Raw genomic sequence first — 21,948 nt, 5'->3', positions numbered from 1 at the left:
CAATATAATTATTAACTCAAGATGGCAGAGATAAATATTTCTAACATAAATAAATCTTTTGGATCTACGCATGTGATCAAAGACGTGTCTTTAGATATTAAAAGTGAATCTTTCACTGTATTGGTTGGGCCAAGTGGATGTGGTAAATCAACAATGTTAAGAATGATAGCTGGCTTAGAGGAGATCAACTCAGGAACAATTTCAATAGACGGACAAGTTGTGAATGATCTTCCACCAAAGGAAAGAAACATAGCAATGGTCTTTCAATCTTATGCTTTATATCCACATATGACTGTGTTTGATAACATGGCTTTTGGATTAAAGATTGAAAAAAAATCTAAAGAAGAAATTACAGAAAGAGTTATGGAGGCTGCTAAAATTCTTCAAATTGAAGAATACTTAGAGAGAAAACCAAAACAATTATCAGGCGGACAAAGACAAAGAGTTGCAATTGGTAGAGCCATTACAAGAAAACCAAAAGTATTTTTATTTGACGAACCTTTGTCTAACTTAGATGCAGCTTTAAGAGTTCAGATGAGAGTAGAATTAGCTAAATTGCATGATCAATTAAATGCAACAATGATTTACGTTACTCACGATCAAACAGAAGCAATGACACTTGCAGATGATATAGTTGTGTTAGATCAAGGTATTGTTTCTCAAAAAGGATCACCTTTAAAACTTTACAACGAACCTGAAAATTTGTTTGTAGGTGGATTTATTGGTTCTCCAAAGATGAACTTTATTAATTCTAAAGTTATAAGTTCCAATAATTCTGGAACAGAAGTTGAAATTTCAGGACAAGGAAAAATTATTGTTCCAAAAACTTCAGATAAAGTTTCACCTGGAGATAATGTAAAGATTGGTATCAGACCTGAGCATATCTTAATAAATAGTGGTGAAAAATGTTGGGAGAGTAAGGTATTCGTGATTGAAAAATTAGGTTCATCTACTTTTTTATATCTAGAAAAAGAGGGGGAGCCATTAGTAGTCCAAACTGATGGTGCCAGTAAAGTCAACGTTGGAGATAGTCTTAGTTTGGGGTTTGATCTGAGCAAATGCCATTTATTCGACAGCAATAATTTAGCCTTTAAATAAAGGTTTTTTTTTATAGTTTTTAAAATTACCCCATAACAGGGATGACACTATTGCATAAGAAATTTTTTCTAAAAAATATTAAGGTTTAAAAAAAATAATTAACAAGAGGTAATTATGTTTAAAAAAACTTTAATATTATTATCTGCTGTAACATTTTTTATAAACAATGTTGCTTTTGCAGATATCAAGTTTTGGACAACTGAAACTCAACCAGCAAGAATGGCGAAGCAAGAAGATATGGCTAAAGCCTTTGAAGCAAAAACTGGTATTGCAGTTGAAGTTATTCCAATCGATGAAAAAGAATTAGGTAAAAGAGCAACAGCTGCGGCTGCAGCAGGTGATTTACCTGATGTAATTTATCATACACTACAATATGTGTTACCATGGGCTGAAGCAGGAATTTTAGATGTTGATGCTAACAATGATGTAGTTAAAGAATTAGGCAAGAAAACATTTGCACCAGGTGCTTTGAACATGGCTAAAAAAGGAACTAAGATAGCTGCTGTTCCTGTAGATGGTTGGACACAAATGATCGTTTATAGAAAAGATCTATTTAAAAAAGCTGGCCTAGAACCACCAACTAGTTATGAAAACATCGTTAAAGCAGTAAATGCATTATCATCTGACGATATGTTTGGTTTTGTAGCTGCAACTAAAACAGATGAAAACTTTATGAGTCAAGTTTTAGAACATGTTTTGTTGGCTAACGGAGTGAATGTTGTAAAAAAAGGTGGAGTAAAAAATCAAGGCTGGAAATTAAAAAGAGCTTTAGAGTTTTATAAAACAATTGCTAAAGCAAGTCCTGAAGGTGAATTATATTGGAAACAGTCAAGAGAACTTTATTTTGCTGGAAAAACTCCAATGATTATTTGGTCTCCATTCATTATGGATGAACTTGCTGGTTTAAGAGATTCAGCACCACCAACAATTAATGACGATCCAACATCAAGCGAGTTAGCATCAAAAACTGGTTTTATTACTAACTTTAGTGGACCAGGTAATAAAAAAGGTGCAGCTTGGGCAGATGTGAGATACTTTGGAATAACGGCAGATGCTGACACTGATGAAGCAAAACAATTTATAATGTATTCAATGGATGAAGGTTATACGAGTACATTATCAATTGCACCAGAAGGTAAGTTTCCTGTAAGAAGAGGTAACTCAACTGATCCTGAGGCTTTCACTAAAGCTTGGAGTAAATTACCAGTCGGTGTTGATAGAAAAGCTGCTTTGACGGATTTGTACTCAGCAGATGTTATCAATAATATTGTTGCTGGTTTAGATACTGCGAGTAGATGGGGAGTTAAAGAAGGCGAACTTTCTAGAGCTTCTAAAATTATCAATTCTCAATTCTTAAACCGTATCACAAGATTGTATATTGATGATCAAATCGATGTTGATGAAGCAGTAGATATGATCAATACTGCATTAAAACAGTTCAATTAATTTTAATTTTTTAAAAAAGCGGATAATATTAATTATCCGCTTTTTTTATGAGTAATTCACTTTCAAAAATAGAAAAAAGAACTGCCTATGCTTTAACTTTGCCTGCGGTTCTAATCGTATTTGCAATAGTATTATTTCCAATATTCTCAAATGTTTGGATTAGTTTTAAAGAAGTTCAATTAAAAGATATAAGAATTCCAGAGCCACGAGCCAAAAAAATAGTAAAATCAATTAAAAACGAAGATACAAAAATTAAGATTATTTATAAATTAAGAAATAGTTCCTTAATTCAAGATATTAGACATGTTAAATTCCAGGATAAATTCCCAAGTAATGTTAAACCAATTGATTTAGATCAGAGATGTAAGTTTCTATCAAATAAAGTTCAGTGTGATTTTGGTAATTGGTCAAAAAAATACAGAGAGCAATTTGTAATTTTTTTTGAAACAAAAAATGGTGAAAAAATTGATAAAAAACAATTTAAATTAAATAAACCCAATTTAAAAGGAAAAGCAGATAACATTCTTTTGACAAGTGATTTTACTTTGTCAAATTTTAAAAAAGTAATCACAAACTATGAATTTAAAGATTTATTATTAACAACATTTTATTATACTTTTTTTGGAACAGTGGGTGCAATTGTTTTTGGAATTTTGTCAGCCCAAATGGTAAATCAAAAGTTCAGAGGTCGTAGCTTTGTTAGAAGTACTTTATTGTTTCCTTATGTAGCTCCAGTTGTGGCTTTGGCATTTACTTGGGAGCTTTTATTAGATCCTAATAGTGGTACTTTAAACAACCTGCTACTGAATTATAATATTATAGATAAGCCAATAAATTTGTTAGGTCAAAAGTATGTATCTATTTTTGTTTTCGGTTTTGAATTTAAATTAAGATTAGCGTTAACAACTGTTATTATATTTGAAATCTGGAGATATTTTCCTTTGGCTTTCCTTTTTATTTTAGCAAGACTTCAAGCAGTTCCTAAGGAACTTTATGAGGCGGCAGATATTGATGGAGCAGGTCCTTACACCAAATTTATGAATATAACATTGCCGCAGATTACAGCAGTGATTTCAATTTTGTTTATGATTAGATTTATTTGGAATTTCAACAAGTTTGAAGATATTTTTCTATTAACAGGTGGTGCATCAGGTACCAGAACACTTCCAATTAATGTTTATGAACAGGGATTTTCAATAGGAAACATTGGTATGGGATCGGCAGTATCAATGGTGATTGTAATATTACTTTTATTTTTCATGTTAATTTATTTTAAACTGATAGGAAAAAGAGCCAATGAGAGTTAAATCAATTATTACTTTCAGTTTAATTTCTTCATTTTTTTTATTTTCTCTAATTTCTATTTGGAAAATTCTTTCGACATTACAAGGAATTGAACTTAAAACTTTAAACTTCAATTTTTATTTTTTAAGTGGAATTATAATTTCTATTATTTCAATTTTCTTAAGTGAAAAATTAAACAAGTTATTTAAAGTAATTTTATTAGCATCTGTGTTTGTTTTAGTTGATTATTTTATTAATAGTTCTTTACCTATATGGCATTATATAGGTACATTTCTGATCCTGTTATTTTTTGTTAATAAGCTTTTTAATTATAACAAGAAACATTTTAGTTACGATTTTTCAGCACAAATTATATTTTTTGATTTTTTAACTTTATTTGGAATAATCTTTTTTTCTTTTGTAATTTTGTTCCCATTTTACTTGATGTTAGTAACAAGTTTCAAAACTCAAGCTCTTTTATTAATTAATCCTTTAGATTTCAGTGTTGATTTAACACAAGATATAAAAATCTTATTCAAATCCTATATTGTAGTTTTTACAGAATATAATTTTGGTAAGTATATGCTTAATAGTTCAATTGTCTCAGTAGGTACGGTTATAATTACATTATTACTTGGGATCCCAGCAGCTTATGCAGTTGCAAGATTAAACTTTTTTGGAAAACACTTTTTGTCTACATCTATTTTAATTATATATATGTTTCCTGCGATAGTGCTCGTAATTCCTCTCTACACTGTTTTTAGCCAGTTAGGTTTAAGAAATTCTGTATTTGGATTATTGATTATTTATACTGCTACAACACTGCCAGTGGCAATTTATATGCTCCAAGGATATTTCAAAAGCATACCAAAAGAACTTGAAGAGGCAGGTATAATGGATGGACAAAATTGGTTTGGAATAATTGTTAAAATCATTTTACCTTTAAGTTTGCCAGCAATTGCTTCTGTAGCATTATATGTATTTATGATTGCTTGGAATGAATTTTTATTTTCACTGATGTTTTTAGATAGCCCTAGCTCATTTACATTATCAAGAGCGATACAGTTTTTAAATGTTGGAGCTGAAACGCCTAGACAATATTTGATGGCTGGTTCAGTAGTTGTAACCTTACCAATTTTATTTATTTTTGTTTATTTTGAAAAATATTTAGTTAGTGGATTAACATCAGGGAGCGTTAAGGGTTAATGAGTATGTTAAAAAGAGAAGCCGAAAATATTTTATTAAATAATAGGCGTGAGGGATATACTCTGCCTACAAATAATAAGTTATACCCAGCACAATGGAATTGGGACTCAGCATATATAGCACTCGGTTATTCTTATTTTAATAAAGAATACGCAATAATTGAGCTAGAAAAGTTGTTCGATGGACAATGGTCTGATGGTATGATTCCTCATATTTTATTTCATCATAAGGATGAAAATTATTTTCCAAATCATAATACGTGGCAGTGTGGTGAAAAAATTCCATCATCTGGAATAACTCAACCTCCTATAGTTTCAAGTATTTTAAAATTAATGTTGGATAAACATGAATTTAGTTCTAGTGAAATGGGAAGAATTTTGAATTTAGTAAAAAAAACAAAAAATTATTTAGAATGGTTTTATAATTATAGAGACCCAAACGATACTGGTTTAGTTTCTATATTGCATCCATGGGAAAGTGGCACAGATAATTCACCTTTATGGGATTTTCCTTTAAGTAAAATTTTAATTGAAGAAAATCTTGAATACAAAAGAAGAGATTTAGATGTTTCAAGTAGTGATGTACGACCACTTAAAAGAGACTATGATTGTTACATTACTCTTTTAAATCAGTTCAGAAATGAAAAATATAATCCTGAAAAACTCTATGATATTTCAATGTTTAATGTTGTTGATATTGGTTTTAATTCATTGTTTCTGAAAGCTTGTAAAGATCTAGTCGATATTGCATCAAAAAATAATATTGAATGTACATCAATTCAAAAAAAAATAACAAAAACTGAAAGTAAATTGATTAGTCTGTATAATCAAAAAGATAATTCGTTTTATTCATACGATGTTTTAAATAAGCAATCATTAGATATCCCTTCTATTACAAATTATTTTATTTTGTTTGCAGATATTCAAGATAAAGAAATTAATAACTCAGTAATTCAAAGTTTAAAAAAGTATAATTCTAATGAAAAATATTTCTTTTCTTCAATAAAGCCTGATAGCAAATATTTTGAGGAGATAAGATATTGGAGAGGACCTGTTTGGATTAATTGTAATTGGATTTTATACAAAGGATTATTGGAAAAAGACTTGGATTTTGCCAACAAAATCAAATCACATACATTAGATATAATACATGAAAAGAATTTTCACGAATATTACAGTTGTAAATCAGGAACTCCTTATGGTGCTAATAACTTTTCTTGGTCAGCAGCTTTATATTTGGATTTAATAAATTAAAAGTCTAGTGGAATGGAATTCTCTACCACAAGTTTTTTGAAAAAATAATATGATTTTTTAGGTGTTCTTTTTAAAGTTTTAAAATCTACATGTACTATTCCAAATCTCTTTTCAAATCCTAATGCCCATTCAAAATTATCCATGAATGTCCATGCAAAGTAACTTTTAACTTTAGCTCCATCATCAATAGATTTTTTTACAGCAGTTAAATATTTTTTAAAATAATCAATCCGATCCGTGTCATTAATTTCTCCATTTTTTTCAATTAAATCTGGATATGCAGCACCATTTTCAGTTAAATAAATATCTGGATTCCCATAATTATTTTTTAAATCCATAATTTGATCATAATAAGCATCTGGAACAATTTCCCATCCCATAAGAGTTAACTTTGTATCTTTATCTTCAAGACCAAAAGGTAATTCATCATTAACTGCTCCTCTTGCTTTAAGTAAATTATTCTTATCAGCTTTAATTCTATAATGTTGATAGTGATTTAATCCTATAAAATCATTTTTTTGAAAAATAGTTTTCATATCATCTTGTTGAATATGTTTTGAGACATCATCAATTAATAATTCTGGATACTTCCCAAGATACATAGGGTCGGCAAACGATCTATTCCAATAAGTATCAAATAATTTGGTTGCATGAAGATCTTCACTTGATTTTGTAGCAGGAATACAGGGTGCCATATTAAATGAACAACCAATTTTAATATTATTATTTAAAGATTTCATTGTTTGAAAAGCTTTACCATGTGCAAGATTAACATTATGTATTGATGCAAAATACTTCTCTAAATCTTTGTATCCTGGAGCCATATAACCATCTACATACCCATAAATTGTAAAAACCGCTGGTTCATTAAATGTGATAAAATGATTACATCTGTCTCCAAAATTTTTAACAACAGCCTCCGAATAATCTGCAAATATATTTGTCATGTCTCTATTTGCCCAACCTCCTTTATCTTGCAGAGATTGAGGAAGGTCCCAATGATATAAAGTTATGAAAGGTTCAATATTTTTTTCTAAACATTTATCAATTAACCGTGAATAAAAATCTATTCCTTTTGGATTTATTTTACCTATCCCGTCCGGAATAATCCTAGTCCATGCTAAAGAAAATCTATAGGAATTTAGATTTATATTAGCCATCAACTCAATATCTTCTTCGTATCTATGATAATGATCTACAGCAGTATCTCCGTTTTCATTATTTTTTATTTTTCCAGGTGTATGTGTGAAAGTATCCCAAATACTTTTGCTTTTTCCATCTTTATCAACAGCACCCTCGATTTGGTAACTTGCAGTTGCAGTTCCCCAAAAAAAACCATTTGGAAATTTATTTTTCATATTAATTAAATTCTGGTATCCAGTTTTTGTGAGCTATTAACAACTCATCTACCATAGAACTTATTTGATCTAAACTTAATAAAGAAGAAGTAAGTGGATCCAACATAGCTGCATGATATATGGTATCTTTCTTTTTAGTTCTTAAAGCTTCAACAGTTAATTGTTGTACATTTATATTAGTTTTCATTAGGTTTGCTAAATGCATAGGTAAATTCCCAACTTTTTGTGGGTTAATTCCCTCATTATTTATTTTACATGGCACTTCAACACAACAATCATCTGGTAAATTAGAAATCAACTTGTTATTCAAAACATTTCCATTAATTGTGTCTTCTTTTCCTTCTACAATTGATACAATTATCCGTGAAGCATACTCTAAAGACTTCTCACAAACAAATTTTTCTCCATCTAATAAATTTTGCTCTTGTTGATCCCACTCTTTAATTTGTTTTTTGCACCTTCTAATATATTCATTAATTGGAATATTGAATTCACTTAATAAGTCCTCTCTGTTATTTTTAATGAACCAAGGAGTATATTCCGCAAAGTGTTCGGATGATTCTGTAACAAAATATCCAAATTTTTCTAAAACTTTATATCTAACCTCATTAGTGCATCCATCCCAATTGGTACCAAATGTTTTTTCTTCTCCAGCCTTAAAAATTTTAGGATAAAGATTTTCTTTTTTTCCATCAGGATTAATTTTTTCAAACTTAGTATAAAATGACATATGATTGATACCCGAACATTCATAACTAATATTTTTAATATCCTCGCCAATATCTTTCGCTAAATCTTCAGCAGTTCCTTGTACAGAATGACAAAGTCCAACATATTTAAGCTCAGGTGCAAACTTAGACAATGCTAAACAATTAATTGCCATAGGATTAACATACTGCAACATAGTTGCGTTCGGACAAACTTCATTCATATCTTTTGCAACTGATAATAAAGCTGGGACAGTTCTCAATCCTCTCATGATTCCACCTATTCCCAAAGTGTCACCAATAGTTTGTTTTAATCCATACTTTGCTGGAATTTCAAAATCAATAACTGTGGAAGGCTCATAACCTCCTATTTGAAACATTAATATTACGAAGTCAGCTCCACTGAGTGCTTTTTTTTGATTTTTTTCAATTATAATTTTTGGATTTACACCTATTGATTTCGCAACTTTTTCTGCAACCAAATTTGAAGTTTTTAATCTTGTATCATCAATATCTTGCAAGACTATTTCACAGTTACTGAAATTTTTTTCAAGCAAAATATCTGTAAGTATATTTTTCATAAATACAGTACTTCCTGCTCCAATAAATGTAACTTTAATCATACTAACCTTTAGTTGCTCCAAGAGTTAATCCAGCAATAAAATGTTTTTGCATTAAGAAAAACATAACAACGGGAGGTATAGCAGCAACAATGGATCCAGTTGATAACAAGTGATAAGCTGTAATCCATTGACCATTCAATGATTTTAATCCAGCAGTAATAGGCATTGCATGATCACCTTGTATTAAGACAGTTGCCCAAAAATAATCGTTCCAAATAAATGTAAAAATTAATACACAAAGTGCTGCTATAGCTGGTCTAGTCAAAGGTAATACTATTTTCCAAAATATTTTAAATTCAGATGCTCCATCCATTCTTGCAGCTTCAATAAGTTCTTGAGGTAGAGCTTTAATAAAATTTCTCATAAAAAGTGTGCAAAAGCCTGTTTGAAAAGCTACGTGAAATAATACTAATCCTGTAATGGTGTTGTAGAGACCAATCTTAAAAGTAAGATCTCTAACTGGTATCATTAAAATTTGAAATGGAACAAAGTTTCCAGCTATAAAAATAAAAAATATTGTTAAATTTGTCTTAAATTTATAGTTTGCAAGAGCAAAGCCAGTCATACAACTTAAAGCAACTGCTCCTAACATTGTTGGTATAGTTACTTTAAAACTATTTAGAGTATATTTAATCATTGGAGTGTTAGTAAAAACATCGTGTAAATTTGAAAAAAGTAAAAATTCACTTGGTGTTCCCCACATGTTTCCAGCTGTAATATCTCCCAGGCCTCTGATAGATGTCATTAAAATACCAAATATTGGTATCAGCCAAATTATTAATGAGATAGGTAAAAATATTTTATAAATATATTGATTTACAACTGGTCTTTGATGAATAGGAGTAGGGAACATTTAGTTATTATCCTCTCTTTCATTTCGATACATTCTGTATATGAAAAACAAAATATAAAACATCATTATTGTAAATAAAACAGTTGCTATTGCTGACCCGTATCCCATTCTGTAACCATATTCACTTAAAGCTTGCTCAAACATGTAGTACGCCAAGACATTTGAATATCCATAAGGACCTCCTTGAGTCATTATTGCTACCATATCGAAACTTCTTAGTGCACCAATTACAGTAACTACAATTGCTAGAAAAGTTGCGGGTCTAAGCTGTGGGAGTACTATGTTCCAAAATAAATGAAACCCTTTAGCGCCATCCATTCTTCCAGCTTCAATTTGTTCAGGGTTAATATTATTAAGTCCTGTTAAATATAAAATTAAACAATAAGCAATTTGAGGGTATAGACCTGCAAATATTATCCCATAAGTAGCAGTATCTTCATTTGCAAGAATTGAAAATCCCTCTAACCCAATGAAATTTAGAAAGGGTGCAATGACTCCATAATTTGGTTGGTAAAACCAGGTAAATATTAGACCAATAACCACTTGAGATATAACAAATGGGAAAAAAAATAGAGATTTTACTAATCTTATTCCAAAAACAACTTGATTTAAAAATATCGCTAACCCTAGACCAATCGGAACAGCTAGCATGAAAAATATTAGCCATTTAAGATTATTCCAAAGTGAAATATAAAAATATTCATCATCTAGTAGCTCAATATAATTTTGTAGACCAACATATATCGAAGGGGATAGGCCATCCCATTGATAAAAAGATATACCAATAGATACAAATATTGGAGCTATTACATAAATGAAAAAAAATATTAAACCTGGAGCTAAAAAAATCCATGGGCTTATTTTAATTTGATTTCTTTGCCACCAAGTAATTCTTTTTGCTTTTGAATTATTTAGTTGCATTTAGTTCTATTTTAAAAATTGATGAAATCGATTTTTAAACTTAGGGGCCAACAAGCCCCTAAGTTAATTTAAAAGTTTATTTATAAACTCTTTGACGTACTTTTTCTAATCTTTCCAAGATTTTTTGTCTTCTGTCTGGATTAGACATATATTCTTGGAAGCCCTTCATACCTTCTGATGCCATTTGAGCTGGAGCATCTCTATCGTAGAATTGCGCCATTGCGTAAGCATTATTAAGCATATTTAATCCTGCTGATAAGAAAGGATCTCCTTCTTTAACACCAGAGTTTTTGTTAATAGGCAGCTGACCTAATATTTTATTAATCTCTTCTTGTACATCAGCTCGAGACATAAATATTAAGAAACGTTTTGCATCAGTTTTATTCTTAGCTTTTGAAGGTATATGTACTGTATCAGTAGGTGCCTCCTCAGCCATTGGAATACCCGGAGTTATTTCAGGAAATTGAAAGAATCCTAAAGTATCATCATTTAAACCACCTTCTTTTAAAGGAGCAACTGCAAAATTACCCATAACGTACATTGCAGCTTCACCATTAATCATTGGGGTTAGAGCCTCTTGCCAACTTAGAGCAGCATGATTTTCTAAAAAGTAACCAGGTTTAACCAACTCATCCCATTTATCAAAAACTGCTTGAACTTTCGCATCAGTGTATGGAACTTTTCCTAAAGTAAGATCCATATGGAATTCATATCCATTAGTTCTTAAATTTAAGTAGTCAAATACTCCTGCAGTAGTCCACAGATATTTTGATCCAATAGTTATTGGTGTTACTCCACTTGCTTTAATTGTTTCACAAGCTTTAACGAACTCATCCCAAGTTTTTGGAACACTAATACCTAAGTTATTAAAAATATCTTTTCGGTAATAAACTCCCCACTGATAGTAGGTATAAGGAATTCCCCATTGCTTGCCACCAATTGTCATGGATTTTTTAGCATGCTCCATATTTTCACTTAAGTTTCCATCAACCCATCCTGAATCTGACCAGATATCAGAAACATCTTCAAACAAACCTGCTCTTACAAATGGTAACATTCTGTTTCCTGCATACCAGTTTGCTACGTCAGGTGGATCAGTGTTCAAAAAATTTCTAATAGATTGTTTGTAACCTTCATGGTCAAAAACATTCCATTTTACTGTGACATCAGGATTTTCATCTTCAAATTTCTTAATGATATATTCAAAAGCTGCTTTAGGTGCTGCATCAGATGTATCTGTGTTTATTACTAAAGTACCAGCAAATGAAGTAGAAGAGATTATTCCAAATGTCATTATTAATGAGATAATAATCTTTTTCATTTATACTCCTTTTATTGTGTATGATTTCTAGACTATGTATTTTTGAAATTGATTACAAACAAAAATTTCAATAATTATTTGTCGAAAAAAAATAATCTTTAATTTACAGATGGTTTTCTATTATTAAATTATACAAAATAACTATATAATTTGCTTAATTATAATTTTTTTATGAATTGGAATTATCCTACTACTATTTGGTTTGGAGCACGCAAAATAGAAGATCTTGCAAACGCCTGTTTGAGCTTAAAAATTAAAAGTCCACTTTTTGTAACTGACAAGGATCTTTTAAATCTACCAATGACTTCAAAAGTAATTGAAAAATTAAAAAAAGACTTTGATCATTTACAAGTATTTTCACAATTTTCAGGAAACCCAACTGGAAAAAACGTAATGGATGGGGTCTCTTTATATGTAGAAAAAAAATGTGATGGAGTAATTGCCTTTGGTGGAGGTAGTGCATTAGATGTCGGAAAGGGAATAGCTTTTATGTGTGGTCAAAAAAGACCTATATGGGATTTTGAAGATATAGGTGATTATTGGACAAGAGCTGATGGAAATAAAATTTCTCCAATTATAGCGGTTCCAACTACCGCAGGAACAGGCTCAGAAACAGGAAGAGCTTCAGCCATCATTAATGAAGAAACAGGAATAAAAAAAATAATTTTTCATCCAAAAATTTTACCTTCTATTGTAATTTTAGATCCAAATTTAACCAAAGATCTTCCACCAAGAATAACAGCTGCAACAGGAATGGATGCACTTGCTCACAATCTCGAGGCTTTTTGTGCACCTGGATTTCACCCAATGGCAGATGGTATCGCGCTTGAGGGTATGAGGTTAATTAAAAATTCTTTAATAGAGGTTTATAAAAATGGTACGAACATAGAAGCTAGATCTGAAATGTTAGCAGCATCTAGCATGGGCTCTACTGCTTTTCAAAAGGGTCTTGGTGCAATACATTCTCTAAGTCATCCGATAAATGCACAGTTTGATGTACATCATGGTTTAAGTAACGCGATATTTATGCCTTATGTTTTAACTTTCAATAAATCAGTTATTGAAAAAAGAATTATATCTATTTGTAATTATCTTAATCTAAATAGTACATTTGAAAGCTTTTTAGAATGGATATTAAATTTACGCAAAGAATTAAACATCCCTCATAAACTTTCAGATGTTATGGACTGTAATGAAATTGATTTAGAAAAACTCTCTTTAATGGCATTTGAAGATCCATCTACAGGAGGCAATCCAAAAAAAATAACAAAAGATGATTTAAAAGAAATGTATAAAAAAAGTATTTCAGGAGAGTTATTTTAATGAAGAAAATTTTGGTAGTAGAAGGTAATTTACAAGAGGAAAATCAAAGTTTTACAGAAGCAGGTATTCAAACTCATACAGAAAGCTTAAGACATAGTCTTTCTCATTTTACTGATCAACTAAATATAGATGTAGTTAATCCATCTTCAGATGAAAATATAAGCGAGAATATTGATCCATTAGAAAGTTATGATGGTCTTATTTGGGGTGGAAGTAGTTTAAATATTTATAACAAGACACCTGAAATTTTAAGACAAATAGAATTTATGAAAGAGTGTCAGAAAAAAATTAAAAAAGTTCTAGCGATTTGTTGGGGGATGCAAGTTGCAGTAACCGCCGCTGGTGGTGAAGTAAAAAAGGCTGAGAAGGGGTCACACAGAGGGATTGCAAGAGATATTGAAATTAATGAAAATGGACTAAATCATCCATTGTATAAAAACAAAAATAAAAAGTTTAATACCCCTGCATTTAATTTTGATGAAGTTGTAACTCTTCCAGAAAATTCAACACTGCTAGCTTCGAACCCAATTAATTACGTTCAAGGTTTAAATTTTAAAATTGGAAATTGTGATGTGTGGGGCCTTCAGTATCATCCAGAAATTACTTACAACAAGATGATTAACTTAATTATTTTTAGAAAAGATAGACTTATAGAACGTGGTGCTTTTAAAGACCAAAATCATATTGATGATCACATTAAAAATATAGAAATAGAAAACAAAAAATTAGATAAAATTTCCAGAATGAGAGAATTAGAGAATTGGTTAGATTATCTTAATTTAGAATAATCCTTCAATCTCGCCTTTTTCATTTAGTTTAATAGAGTCAGCTGCAGGAACCCTTGGTAATCCAGGCATAGTCATGATTGCACCGCAAATAACCACAATGAACTCTGCACCTGATGATAGCCTTACTTCTCTTACTGGTAAAGCATGACCTGTCGGCGCTCCTTTAAGATTTGGATCTGTTGAAAAACTGTATTGAGTTTTAGCAACACAAATTGGCAAATCACCATATCCAGCTTCTTCAAAATTCTTAAGTTGATCTCTAATTTTTGTATCAGCGATTACTTCATCTGCTCTATATATTTCTTTTGCAATAGTCTCTATTTTTTTAAACAAAGGTGTTTTGCTTTCGTATAAAAATTGAAATTTAGCTTCATCTTTTTCACATAATTCTGAAACATGAGCTGCTAATTCTTTTGTACCTTCACCACCATTTGCCCAATGAGTACACAGACTAGCTTTAACACCTAAATTATCACAAAAATCTATAAGTGCTTTCACTTCATTATCAGTATCTTTTATAAAATGATTAACTGCTACAGCTACAGGTAAACCAAATTTTTTAACATTTTGAATATGTCTTTCTAAATTTACTAACCCTTTTTTTAAAGCTTCAACATTTTCATTTTTTAAATCATCTTTAGCAACACCACCGTGCATTTTTAAAGCTCTTATAGTTGCAACAATTACAACACAGCTTGGTTTTAAATTTGATTTTCTACATTTAATATCTAAGAATTTTTCTGCACCAAGGTCAGCACCAAATCCCGCTTCAGTTACAACATAGTCTGCTAATTTTAAACCAGTCTTAGTTGCGATAACGGAGTTACAACCATGAGCAATATTCGCAAATGGACCACCATGAATAATTGCAGGATTGTTTTCTAAGGTTTGTGTAACATTAGGTCTGATAGCTTCTTTTAAAAGAACTGTCATAGGACCTTGAGCATTTAAGTCTTTCGCATAAACTGGTTTTTTATCTCTAGTATAACCAATAGTTATATTTCCAATTCTTTTTTCTAAATCTTCCAAATCATTTGATAAGCAAAAGATTGCCATTATTTCTGATGCAACTGTAATATCAAAACCATCTTCTCTTGGAAAACCATTTGCTACACCACCTAAGTTTATATTTATGGATCTTAACGATCTATCATTCATGTCCATAACTCTTTTCCAAACAATTCTTCTAACATCGATATCCAGTTTATTTCCCCAATAAATATGATTATCGATTAACGCTGATAATAAATTATGAGCTGAAGTAATTGCATGAAAGTCACCTGTGAAATGTAAATTTATTTGTTCCATTGGAACGACTTGAGCATAACCTCCACCAGCTGCTCCACCTTTCATACCAAAAGAAGGACCTAAGCTTGGTTCTCTAAGACATACGATAGATTTTTTTCCAATTTTATTTAAACCATCATTTAATCCAACCGAAGTTGTAGTTTTTCCTTCTCCTGCTGGAGTTGGAGTAATAGCAGTTACTAAAATTAATTTTCCATCCGGCTTGTCTTTTAGTTGCTCTAAATATTCTAAATTTATTTTTGCAATATGTCTGCCCATAGGACTAAACGCAGAGCTTTCATCAGGTACATTTATCTTTGCTAAAATATCATTTATTGGTTGCATTTTAGCTTCTCTAGCTATCTGTATATCTGATTTTACTTCGCTCATTCGTTATCCTTTATTGTAAATTTTTTTGCATAATAATTATCTTATTTGAGATTTTTCGAAACTTCTAAAATATATATATAAAAAAAATAAGAACTATTTAAATTCATTAATATAAAATTCTAATATGCAAAAGTATTCTATTTTTAGCTTGGTTAAAAATGCATTAACAGGCCATCAAAATTGGGATTTAGCTTGGAAAGATCCAAATCCCAAAGAAGAGTACGATGTTGTTATCATCGGGGGTGGTGGTCATGGTTTAGCTACCGCATATTATCTAGCTAAAGAACATCAAATTACAAAAGTAGCCATCATTGAAAAAGGATGGATTGGCGGTGGAAACGTTGGACGTAACACTACAATTATCAGATCAAACTACATGCATGATGAGAATGGTCTTTTCAGTGAGTTTGGAATGGATCTATGGAGGAAGATGAGTCAGGACTTAAATTACAATGTAATGTTTTCTCCAAGAGGAATAATTAATCTTGCACACTCAGATGCACAAATGAATGCATACGCAAGAAGAGGAAATTCGATGAGATTAAACGGAATTGATGCGGTTCTTTTAAACAGAGAAGAAGTAAAAGAATTAATTCCAATGGCTGACTTTTCAGACAACGTAAGATTTCCTATCTTTGGTGGATTGATGCAACCAAGTGCTGGAACTGCTCGTCATGATGCAGTTGCTTGGGGGTACGCTCGTCAAGCAGACTCGATGGGAGTAGATATAATTCAAAATTGTGAAGTTACAGGTTTTGATGTTTCTGCAGGAAAAATAAAAGGGATTAGAACATCTAGAGGAAATATAAAAGCAAAAAAAGTAGGTCTATGCGTTGCTGGTAGCACAAATATTTTAGCAGAAAAATTAAATATGACTTTGCCAATTGAAACTCATCTTTTACAAGCTTGTGTTTCTGAACCAGTGAAACCAGTTTTAGATAAAGTTGTAACTTTTGGTGCAGGTCACTTTTATATTAGTCAATCAGACAAAGGTGAAATGGTAATGGGTGGAGACCTCGATGGTTACAATAGTTACGCTCAAAGAGGTAATCTTCCAACATTACAACACGTTTTAACTGAAGGAATTGCGATGATGCCATTTTTAAGTAAATTAAAAATGCTAAGAACTTGGGGTGGGATCATGGACATGTCAATGGATGGTTCACCAATAATTGATAAAACACACATTGATGGTTTGTATTTAAATTGTGGATGGTGTTACGGAGGCTTTAAAGCAACTCCAGCATCAGGATGGACATTTGCACATACTATTGCTCAAGATAGAGTTCATGAATTAAATGCAGGATACAGTTTGAATAGATTTAGTACTGGTCATCTTATCGATGAAAAAGGTCTTGGTACAAAAACTTGGATTTCATAAATGTTACATATTAAATGCCCACATTGTGGAATGAGATCTCAAAATGAATTTTCTTATGGTGGAGATGCTACTGTTAAAAGACCAGAACTAAATAAAGAAGTTACAGATCAAGAATGGGATAATTTCGTATACAATAGAGTTAGTCCCAGAGGAAAACATTTAGAACTTTGGCAGCATTTATCTGGTTGCAGACAATGGATTAAAGTTGAAAGAGATACTGCAACACACGAAATTTTTAAAACTTACAAAGCTAACGAAGAAATTGCTTAATGAATCAGAGTTATCGAATAGAAACAGGTGGCTTAATAAATAGAAATAAAAAAATTTCTTTTAAGTTCAACGGTACATCTTATTTTGGTTATGAGGGTGATACATTAGCTTCAGCTTTACTCGCAAATGGTGTTCATTTAGTTGGTAGAAGTTTTAAATATCACAGACCCAGAGGGTTTTTTGGTGCAGGAGTTGATGAACCTTATGCAGTTGTTCAACTTTATAGAAATGGTGAAACGGAGCCAAATATTAAAGCAACTGAACAAGAATTATTTGAAGGATTAGAGGCAAACAGTGTTAATTGTTGGCCAAGTGTTAACTTTGATATTGGAGCAATAAATAATTTTTTAAAAATATTTTTACCCGCAGGATTTTATTACAAAACTTTTATGTGGCCAAAAAGCTTTTGGTATAAAATTTATGAGCCATTTATAAGAAAAGCAGCTGGATTAGGAGTAGCATCAACAAAACACGATAAAGAGAGATATGAGCATAAATATGAGTATTGCGATCTTTTAATTGCTGGATCTGGACCATCAGGTTTAGCGAGTGCTTATTCTGCTGCCAAAAATGGAGCCAAAGTTATTTTAGCTGAAGATAAACCAAGATATGGTGGCTCACTATTAACGAGTGATGTGAATATCGGTAACCAATCTGGAAAAGATTGGGCAGACGGTATCATCTCAGAATTGAAAGAGATGCCAAATGTAACCGTAAAAAATAGATCTCAAGTTTTTGGATACTATGATCACAACATGTTAGTAATGTCTGAAAAAGTTAGTGATCATTTACCCAAAACTAAAAAATATCATCCAAACAAAAGACTTTGGTATATTAGAGCAAAAGAAGTTCTAATTTCATCTGGTTCAATTGAAAGACCAATTGTTTTTGGAAATAATGATACTCCTGGAGTGATGCTTTCATCTGCAGCTAAAGAATATTTAAAAGTTTATGGTGTCTTGGTTGGAAAAAAACCTTTAGTATTTACAAACAATGATAGTGGCTATGAAACTGCAATTGAATTTAAAAAACATGGAGTTGAGCCTATAGTTTTAGATTCAAGATCAAATCCACAATCAGAAATTATAGATGAAGCAAAAAATTTAGGAATTAATATTAAAAATTCATATGTAGTAGTTGCAGCACAAGGTTATAAAAAAGTAAAATCAGCTGATGTAGCAACTATTTCTGAAGATAAGAAAACACTTGGCAAAATAGAAAATATAGTTTGTGATTGTATATGTGTTTCTGGATTTTGGACACCTACAATTCATTTGGCATCACAATCAGGAAATAAAACTAAATTTAATGAAGAGATAGACGCGTTTGTTCCAGGAGTTTCAAAACAAAATGAAACAACTTTGGGAGCTGCTAATGGTGTATTTACACTAGAAGAAACTTTAAAAACATCCTTTGAAAAAGGAAAAGAATTATCAAAAAAAATTACTGAGAAAGATAATGAAATATCTATTCCAAATGTAGTTGAAAAAAAATATTCTAAACACGATAAGTTTTGGTGTGTTCCGTTACCAAAAGGTAAAAGTTATAAAAGATTTTTAGACTTTCAGAATGATGTTGCTGTTTCTGATGTAGAAATTGCATTAAGAGAAGGTTATAGATCAATCGAACATGTAAAAAGATATACCACTTTAGGTATGGCAACAGACCAAGGAAAAACAAGTAATTTAAATGGATTACAATTAGTATCTGAGATTGAAAATAAAGTTGTTCCGTCCGTTGGCCACACAACTTTTAGACCTCCTTATACACCTATTTCCATAGGTGCTATTGTTGGTAGAGAAGTAGGAAAGCACTCAAAACCAATAAGAAAATCTCCAATTCACAATTGGCATGAAGAGCATAACGCTGTTTTTGTTGATGCAGGAGTTTGGTTAAGACCAAGATACTACAAAAGAGGAAACGAAACTTTGTTCGAAGCTTCAAAAAGAGAAGCGAAAAATGTAAGAACAAATGTTGGTGTTTGTGATGTAACAACACTTGGTAAGATCGACGTTAAGGGTCCTGATGCTGCTGAATTTTTAAACAGAGTATACACAAATGCATGGTTAAAGTTACCTGTTGGAAAAGCAAGATATGGAGTGATGTTAAGAGAAGATGGGATAGTGATGGATGATGGTACAACTACTAGAATTTCAGAAAACCACTATCACATGACAACAACTACTGCTCAAGCAGCAAATGTGCTTTCGCATTTAGAGTATTATTTGCAACTTGTTTGGCCTGAACTTAATGTAAATGTAGTTTCAACAACTGAGCAATGGGCAGGAGCTGCCATAGCTGGTCCTAAATCAAGAGATTTATTACAGAAATTGTTTCCTAAAACAGATGTATCTAATGAAGGTCTTCCATTTATGGGGTATGTCGAGGGTGATTTATTTGGAATTAAAGCAAGAATATTCAGAATTTCATTCTCAGGTGAATTAGCTTACGAAGTTAATGTTGAGTCTGATAACGGAAGATTTATGTGGGAAAAAATAATTGAACTTGGAGAAGATTTTCAAATTCAACCATATGGAACTGAAGCATTGTCTACACTTAGAATTGAAATGGGGCATGTTGCAGGTTCTGAATTAGATGGAAGAACAATTCCTTACGACAATGCTTTAGAAGGGTTATTGAGTAAAAAGAAAGATTTTATTGGAAAAAGATCACTACAAAGATCAGCTTTTGTGGCTGAAGATAGACAGCGAATTGTAGGTGTTATTCCATTGGATAAAAAAACTAGTATTCCAGAAGGTTCACACTTAGTTAAAGACGCTAACGCTCCTTTGCCGAATAAAAAATTAGGTCATATCTCAGCCTCATGTTGGAGTGTTGAGCATGATAATCCATTTTCACTAGCAATATTAAAAGATGGAAAAAATATGATTGGAGAAAAATTATTTGTAATGTCTCCATTAAAAAACAAAGTTATTCCAGTAGAAATAGTTTCATCACATTATGTTGATCCAAAAGGAGAAAGAGTTAGATCATGAGTTTAATTTCAGCTTTAAATAATGTGCATACAAAAGGTCAATTTGGAGATTTTGAAGGTAAAGATGAAAAAAATTTACTTTCAATATCTGAAACTACTAATTTATTAATTGTACAGATAGTTCAGTATAAAAGTTCAAACTCATCATTAGACAATATACAGGTAGATGGTCTAAATTTAAGAGACAATCCATCTTTAGTTAGCTCCAATGATAACACAAGAATACTTTGGAACGGTCCAAGAAATTGGATTTTAGTTTCTAAGAAAAAGGACACTTTAAATGAAATAGAGCAAAAATTTAATGATAATGAATTTGCAATAACAGACATATCTCATTCAAAAGCAATAATTGAAATTGAAGGTAAGGAGGCTAAAGAAGTTTTAAAAAAAGGATGCCCATTTAATTTTGGCGAGTTAGAAAAAAATCAATGTTTAAATTCTACTTATAACGGAATGTCTGTAACTATTGATATGCTTGATGATGATCCAGATAAATTTAGAATATTTGGATTAAGAAGCTTTGGTGAATCTCTTTATCACTCAATAACAGACGCATCTTTAGAATTTGGATATATTGCAAAGTAATTATTTATCTCTAGTAGCAATATAAACACCAATAGTAGCTATAAAAAATCCTAAAAGATCTAAATTAGATAATTTCTCATTTAAAAATAACCATGCCATGAACGCAGATGTGGGAGGAATTAAAAAAAATATCGAAACTGTTTTGCTTGCGGAATTTTTTTTAATTAAGAACATAAGTATTGTGAATGCTCCAAAGGACACTAAAAAAATTTGATGACTCATTGCAATTATAAATGTTTTTGAAAATTCAATGTAAGGATCAGCAAAAAAAATTATAATTATTAAATGAAATGAAAAACCCCCAAGTGCTTGGTTCATATTACTTACTGACAAGGGTAGGTTGTTGCTTATTGTTTTTTGCCAAAGAGTTGAACTTGTTATTGCTATCAAAGCTATAATGGTTGCAATTAATCCAGCAGTTGGAATTTTTGACCCAATTTCAAAACCGAGAACCAATGATGCTCCAATAAATCCTAGTAAAACACCTATCCATTGTTTAATAGAAACCTTTTCTTTAAGTATTGGTCCACTTAATGCATTAGTTAGTATTGGCTGAAGAGTTACAATTAAAGCAGCAAGGCCAGTGGGCATTCCAATAGAAATTGAATAAAAAACACCTCCTAAATAAAACCCATGAAAAAGAACTCCACTAAAAAAAGATTGTAAAAAATTTTTTTTACTTACAATTATTTTCTGCTTTGAATAAATAGAATAAATTAAAAAACCAAATGCTACTAGTGCAAATCTAAAGGCTAATGCAGCAAAAGGATCGCTGTAATCAATGATTGGTTTTGTAGTTATGAATGCTGATGACCAAAGTAAAATAAATATAAATGGGAATACCTTAATCACTGTAGTT

18 protein-coding genes are annotated in these 21,948 nt (G+C 31.1%); 11 read left to right on the top strand and 7 right to left on the bottom strand.

Going from position 1 to position 21,948, the window contains the following annotated elements; translation table 11 throughout:
- Positions 1-21: 21 nt before the first annotated feature.
- The 5 genes from ACTTAW_RS06860 to ACTTAW_RS06840 all read left to right on the top strand — a co-directional run bounded on the left by ACTTAW_RS06860 (position 22) and on the right by ACTTAW_RS06840 (position 6,287).
- A complete protein-coding gene (locus ACTTAW_RS06860; protein ID WP_262590405.1) occupies positions 22-1,098 on the top strand; it encodes an ABC transporter ATP-binding protein in 1,077 nt (358 codons plus the stop codon).
- 114 nt (positions 1,099-1,212) lie between these two features.
- Positions 1,213-2,544: an ABC transporter substrate-binding protein gene (locus ACTTAW_RS06855; protein ID WP_440651683.1), complete on the top strand. Its 1,332-nt coding sequence runs from the start codon at positions 1,213-1,215 to the stop codon at positions 2,542-2,544.
- 47 nt (positions 2,545-2,591) lie between these two features.
- Positions 2,592-3,851 carry a carbohydrate ABC transporter permease gene (locus tag ACTTAW_RS06850; protein WP_440651681.1) on the top strand — a complete coding sequence of 420 codons (1,260 nt, stop codon included), beginning with the start codon at positions 2,592-2,594 and terminating at the stop codon, positions 3,849-3,851.
- Complete coding sequence (locus tag ACTTAW_RS06845) at positions 3,841-5,034, top strand: carbohydrate ABC transporter permease (protein WP_440634371.1); 1,194 nt, start codon at positions 3,841-3,843, stop codon at positions 5,032-5,034. Before ACTTAW_RS06850 ends, ACTTAW_RS06845 begins: the two co-directional genes overlap by 11 nt.
- The gene (locus tag ACTTAW_RS06840) at positions 5,034-6,287 is read left to right on the top strand and encodes an MGH1-like glycoside hydrolase domain-containing protein (RefSeq protein ID WP_440651679.1); all 1,254 of its coding nucleotides are present in this window, start codon (positions 5,034-5,036) and stop codon (positions 6,285-6,287) included. Before ACTTAW_RS06845 ends, ACTTAW_RS06840 begins: the two co-directional genes overlap by 1 nt.
- Here ACTTAW_RS06840 and ACTTAW_RS06835 read toward each other — a convergent pair.
- From ACTTAW_RS06835 to ACTTAW_RS06815, 5 genes are all read right to left on the bottom strand, one after another.
- Positions 6,284-7,645 (bottom strand): GH1 family beta-glucosidase, encoded by a 1,362-nt coding sequence (locus ACTTAW_RS06835; RefSeq protein WP_440651677.1) that lies wholly within the window; start codon positions 7,643-7,645, stop codon positions 6,284-6,286. The two genes, ACTTAW_RS06840 and ACTTAW_RS06835, sit on opposite strands and share 4 nt — an antisense overlap.
- Position 7,646: 1 nt before the next feature.
- Positions 7,647-8,975, bottom strand: a complete 1,329-nt coding sequence (locus ACTTAW_RS06830; protein WP_440651675.1) for an alpha-glucosidase/alpha-galactosidase — start codon at positions 8,973-8,975, stop codon at positions 7,647-7,649.
- 1 nt (position 8,976) lies between these two features.
- Positions 8,977-9,828 carry a carbohydrate ABC transporter permease gene (locus ACTTAW_RS06825; RefSeq protein WP_440651673.1) on the bottom strand — a complete coding sequence of 284 codons (852 nt, stop codon included), beginning with the start codon at positions 9,826-9,828 and terminating at the stop codon, positions 8,977-8,979.
- Positions 9,829-10,749, bottom strand: a complete 921-nt coding sequence (locus ACTTAW_RS06820) for a carbohydrate ABC transporter permease (protein WP_440651671.1) — start codon at positions 10,747-10,749, stop codon at positions 9,829-9,831.
- A 76-nt stretch (positions 10,750-10,825) separates the two neighbouring features.
- Positions 10,826-12,070, bottom strand: coding sequence for an ABC transporter substrate-binding protein (locus ACTTAW_RS06815; RefSeq protein WP_440614108.1), 1,245 nt, complete (start codon positions 12,068-12,070; stop codon positions 10,826-10,828).
- A 171-nt stretch (positions 12,071-12,241) separates the two neighbouring features.
- Between ACTTAW_RS06815 and ACTTAW_RS06810 the strand changes: the two genes are divergently transcribed.
- Both ACTTAW_RS06810 and ACTTAW_RS06805 read left to right on the top strand, forming a co-directional pair.
- The gene (locus tag ACTTAW_RS06810; RefSeq protein WP_440651669.1) at positions 12,242-13,393 is read left to right on the top strand and encodes an iron-containing alcohol dehydrogenase; all 1,152 of its coding nucleotides are present in this window, start codon (positions 12,242-12,244) and stop codon (positions 13,391-13,393) included.
- Positions 13,393-14,181 carry a type 1 glutamine amidotransferase gene (locus ACTTAW_RS06805; RefSeq protein ID WP_440651667.1) on the top strand — a complete coding sequence of 263 codons (789 nt, stop codon included), beginning with the start codon at positions 13,393-13,395 and terminating at the stop codon, positions 14,179-14,181. The genes ACTTAW_RS06810 and ACTTAW_RS06805 overlap by 1 nt, the downstream gene beginning before the upstream one ends.
- On the opposite strand, the gene ACTTAW_RS06800 is transcribed toward ACTTAW_RS06805, so the two are convergent.
- A complete protein-coding gene (locus tag ACTTAW_RS06800; protein ID WP_440614111.1) occupies positions 14,173-15,858 on the bottom strand; it encodes a formate--tetrahydrofolate ligase in 1,686 nt (561 codons plus the stop codon). The two genes, ACTTAW_RS06805 and ACTTAW_RS06800, sit on opposite strands and share 9 nt — an antisense overlap.
- Before the next feature lie 124 nt (positions 15,859-15,982).
- Here ACTTAW_RS06800 and ACTTAW_RS06795 point away from each other — a divergent pair, with 124 nt between their 5' ends.
- Genes ACTTAW_RS06795 through ACTTAW_RS06780 form a run of 4 tightly spaced genes read left to right on the top strand, consistent with a single transcriptional unit; the run spans position 15,983 to position 21,089 of the window.
- Complete coding sequence (locus ACTTAW_RS06795; protein ID WP_440614112.1) at positions 15,983-17,239, top strand: sarcosine oxidase subunit beta family protein; 1,257 nt, start codon at positions 15,983-15,985, stop codon at positions 17,237-17,239.
- Complete coding sequence (locus ACTTAW_RS06790) at positions 17,240-17,509, top strand: sarcosine oxidase subunit delta (protein WP_075506172.1); 270 nt, start codon at positions 17,240-17,242, stop codon at positions 17,507-17,509.
- Positions 17,509-20,505, top strand: coding sequence for a sarcosine oxidase subunit alpha family protein (locus ACTTAW_RS06785; protein ID WP_440651665.1), 2,997 nt, complete (start codon positions 17,509-17,511; stop codon positions 20,503-20,505). The genes ACTTAW_RS06790 and ACTTAW_RS06785 overlap by 1 nt, the downstream gene beginning before the upstream one ends.
- Complete coding sequence (locus ACTTAW_RS06780; RefSeq protein ID WP_440651664.1) at positions 20,502-21,089, top strand: sarcosine oxidase; 588 nt, start codon at positions 20,502-20,504, stop codon at positions 21,087-21,089. The genes ACTTAW_RS06785 and ACTTAW_RS06780 overlap by 4 nt, the downstream gene beginning before the upstream one ends.
- Here the strand turns inward: ACTTAW_RS06780 and ACTTAW_RS06775 are convergent, their stop codons facing one another.
- Entirely contained in the window at positions 21,090-21,941 is an 852-nt protein-coding gene (locus ACTTAW_RS06775; protein ID WP_440651662.1) for a DMT family transporter, read from the bottom strand.
- Positions 21,942-21,948 lie beyond the last annotated feature (7 nt).

It is taken from the genome of Candidatus Pelagibacter sp. HIMB1495, assembly GCF_052047955.1.
Taxonomy (GTDB): domain Bacteria; phylum Pseudomonadota; class Alphaproteobacteria; order Pelagibacterales; family Pelagibacteraceae; genus Pelagibacter.
This window is presented reverse-complemented; position numbering and strand designations above follow the sequence as displayed.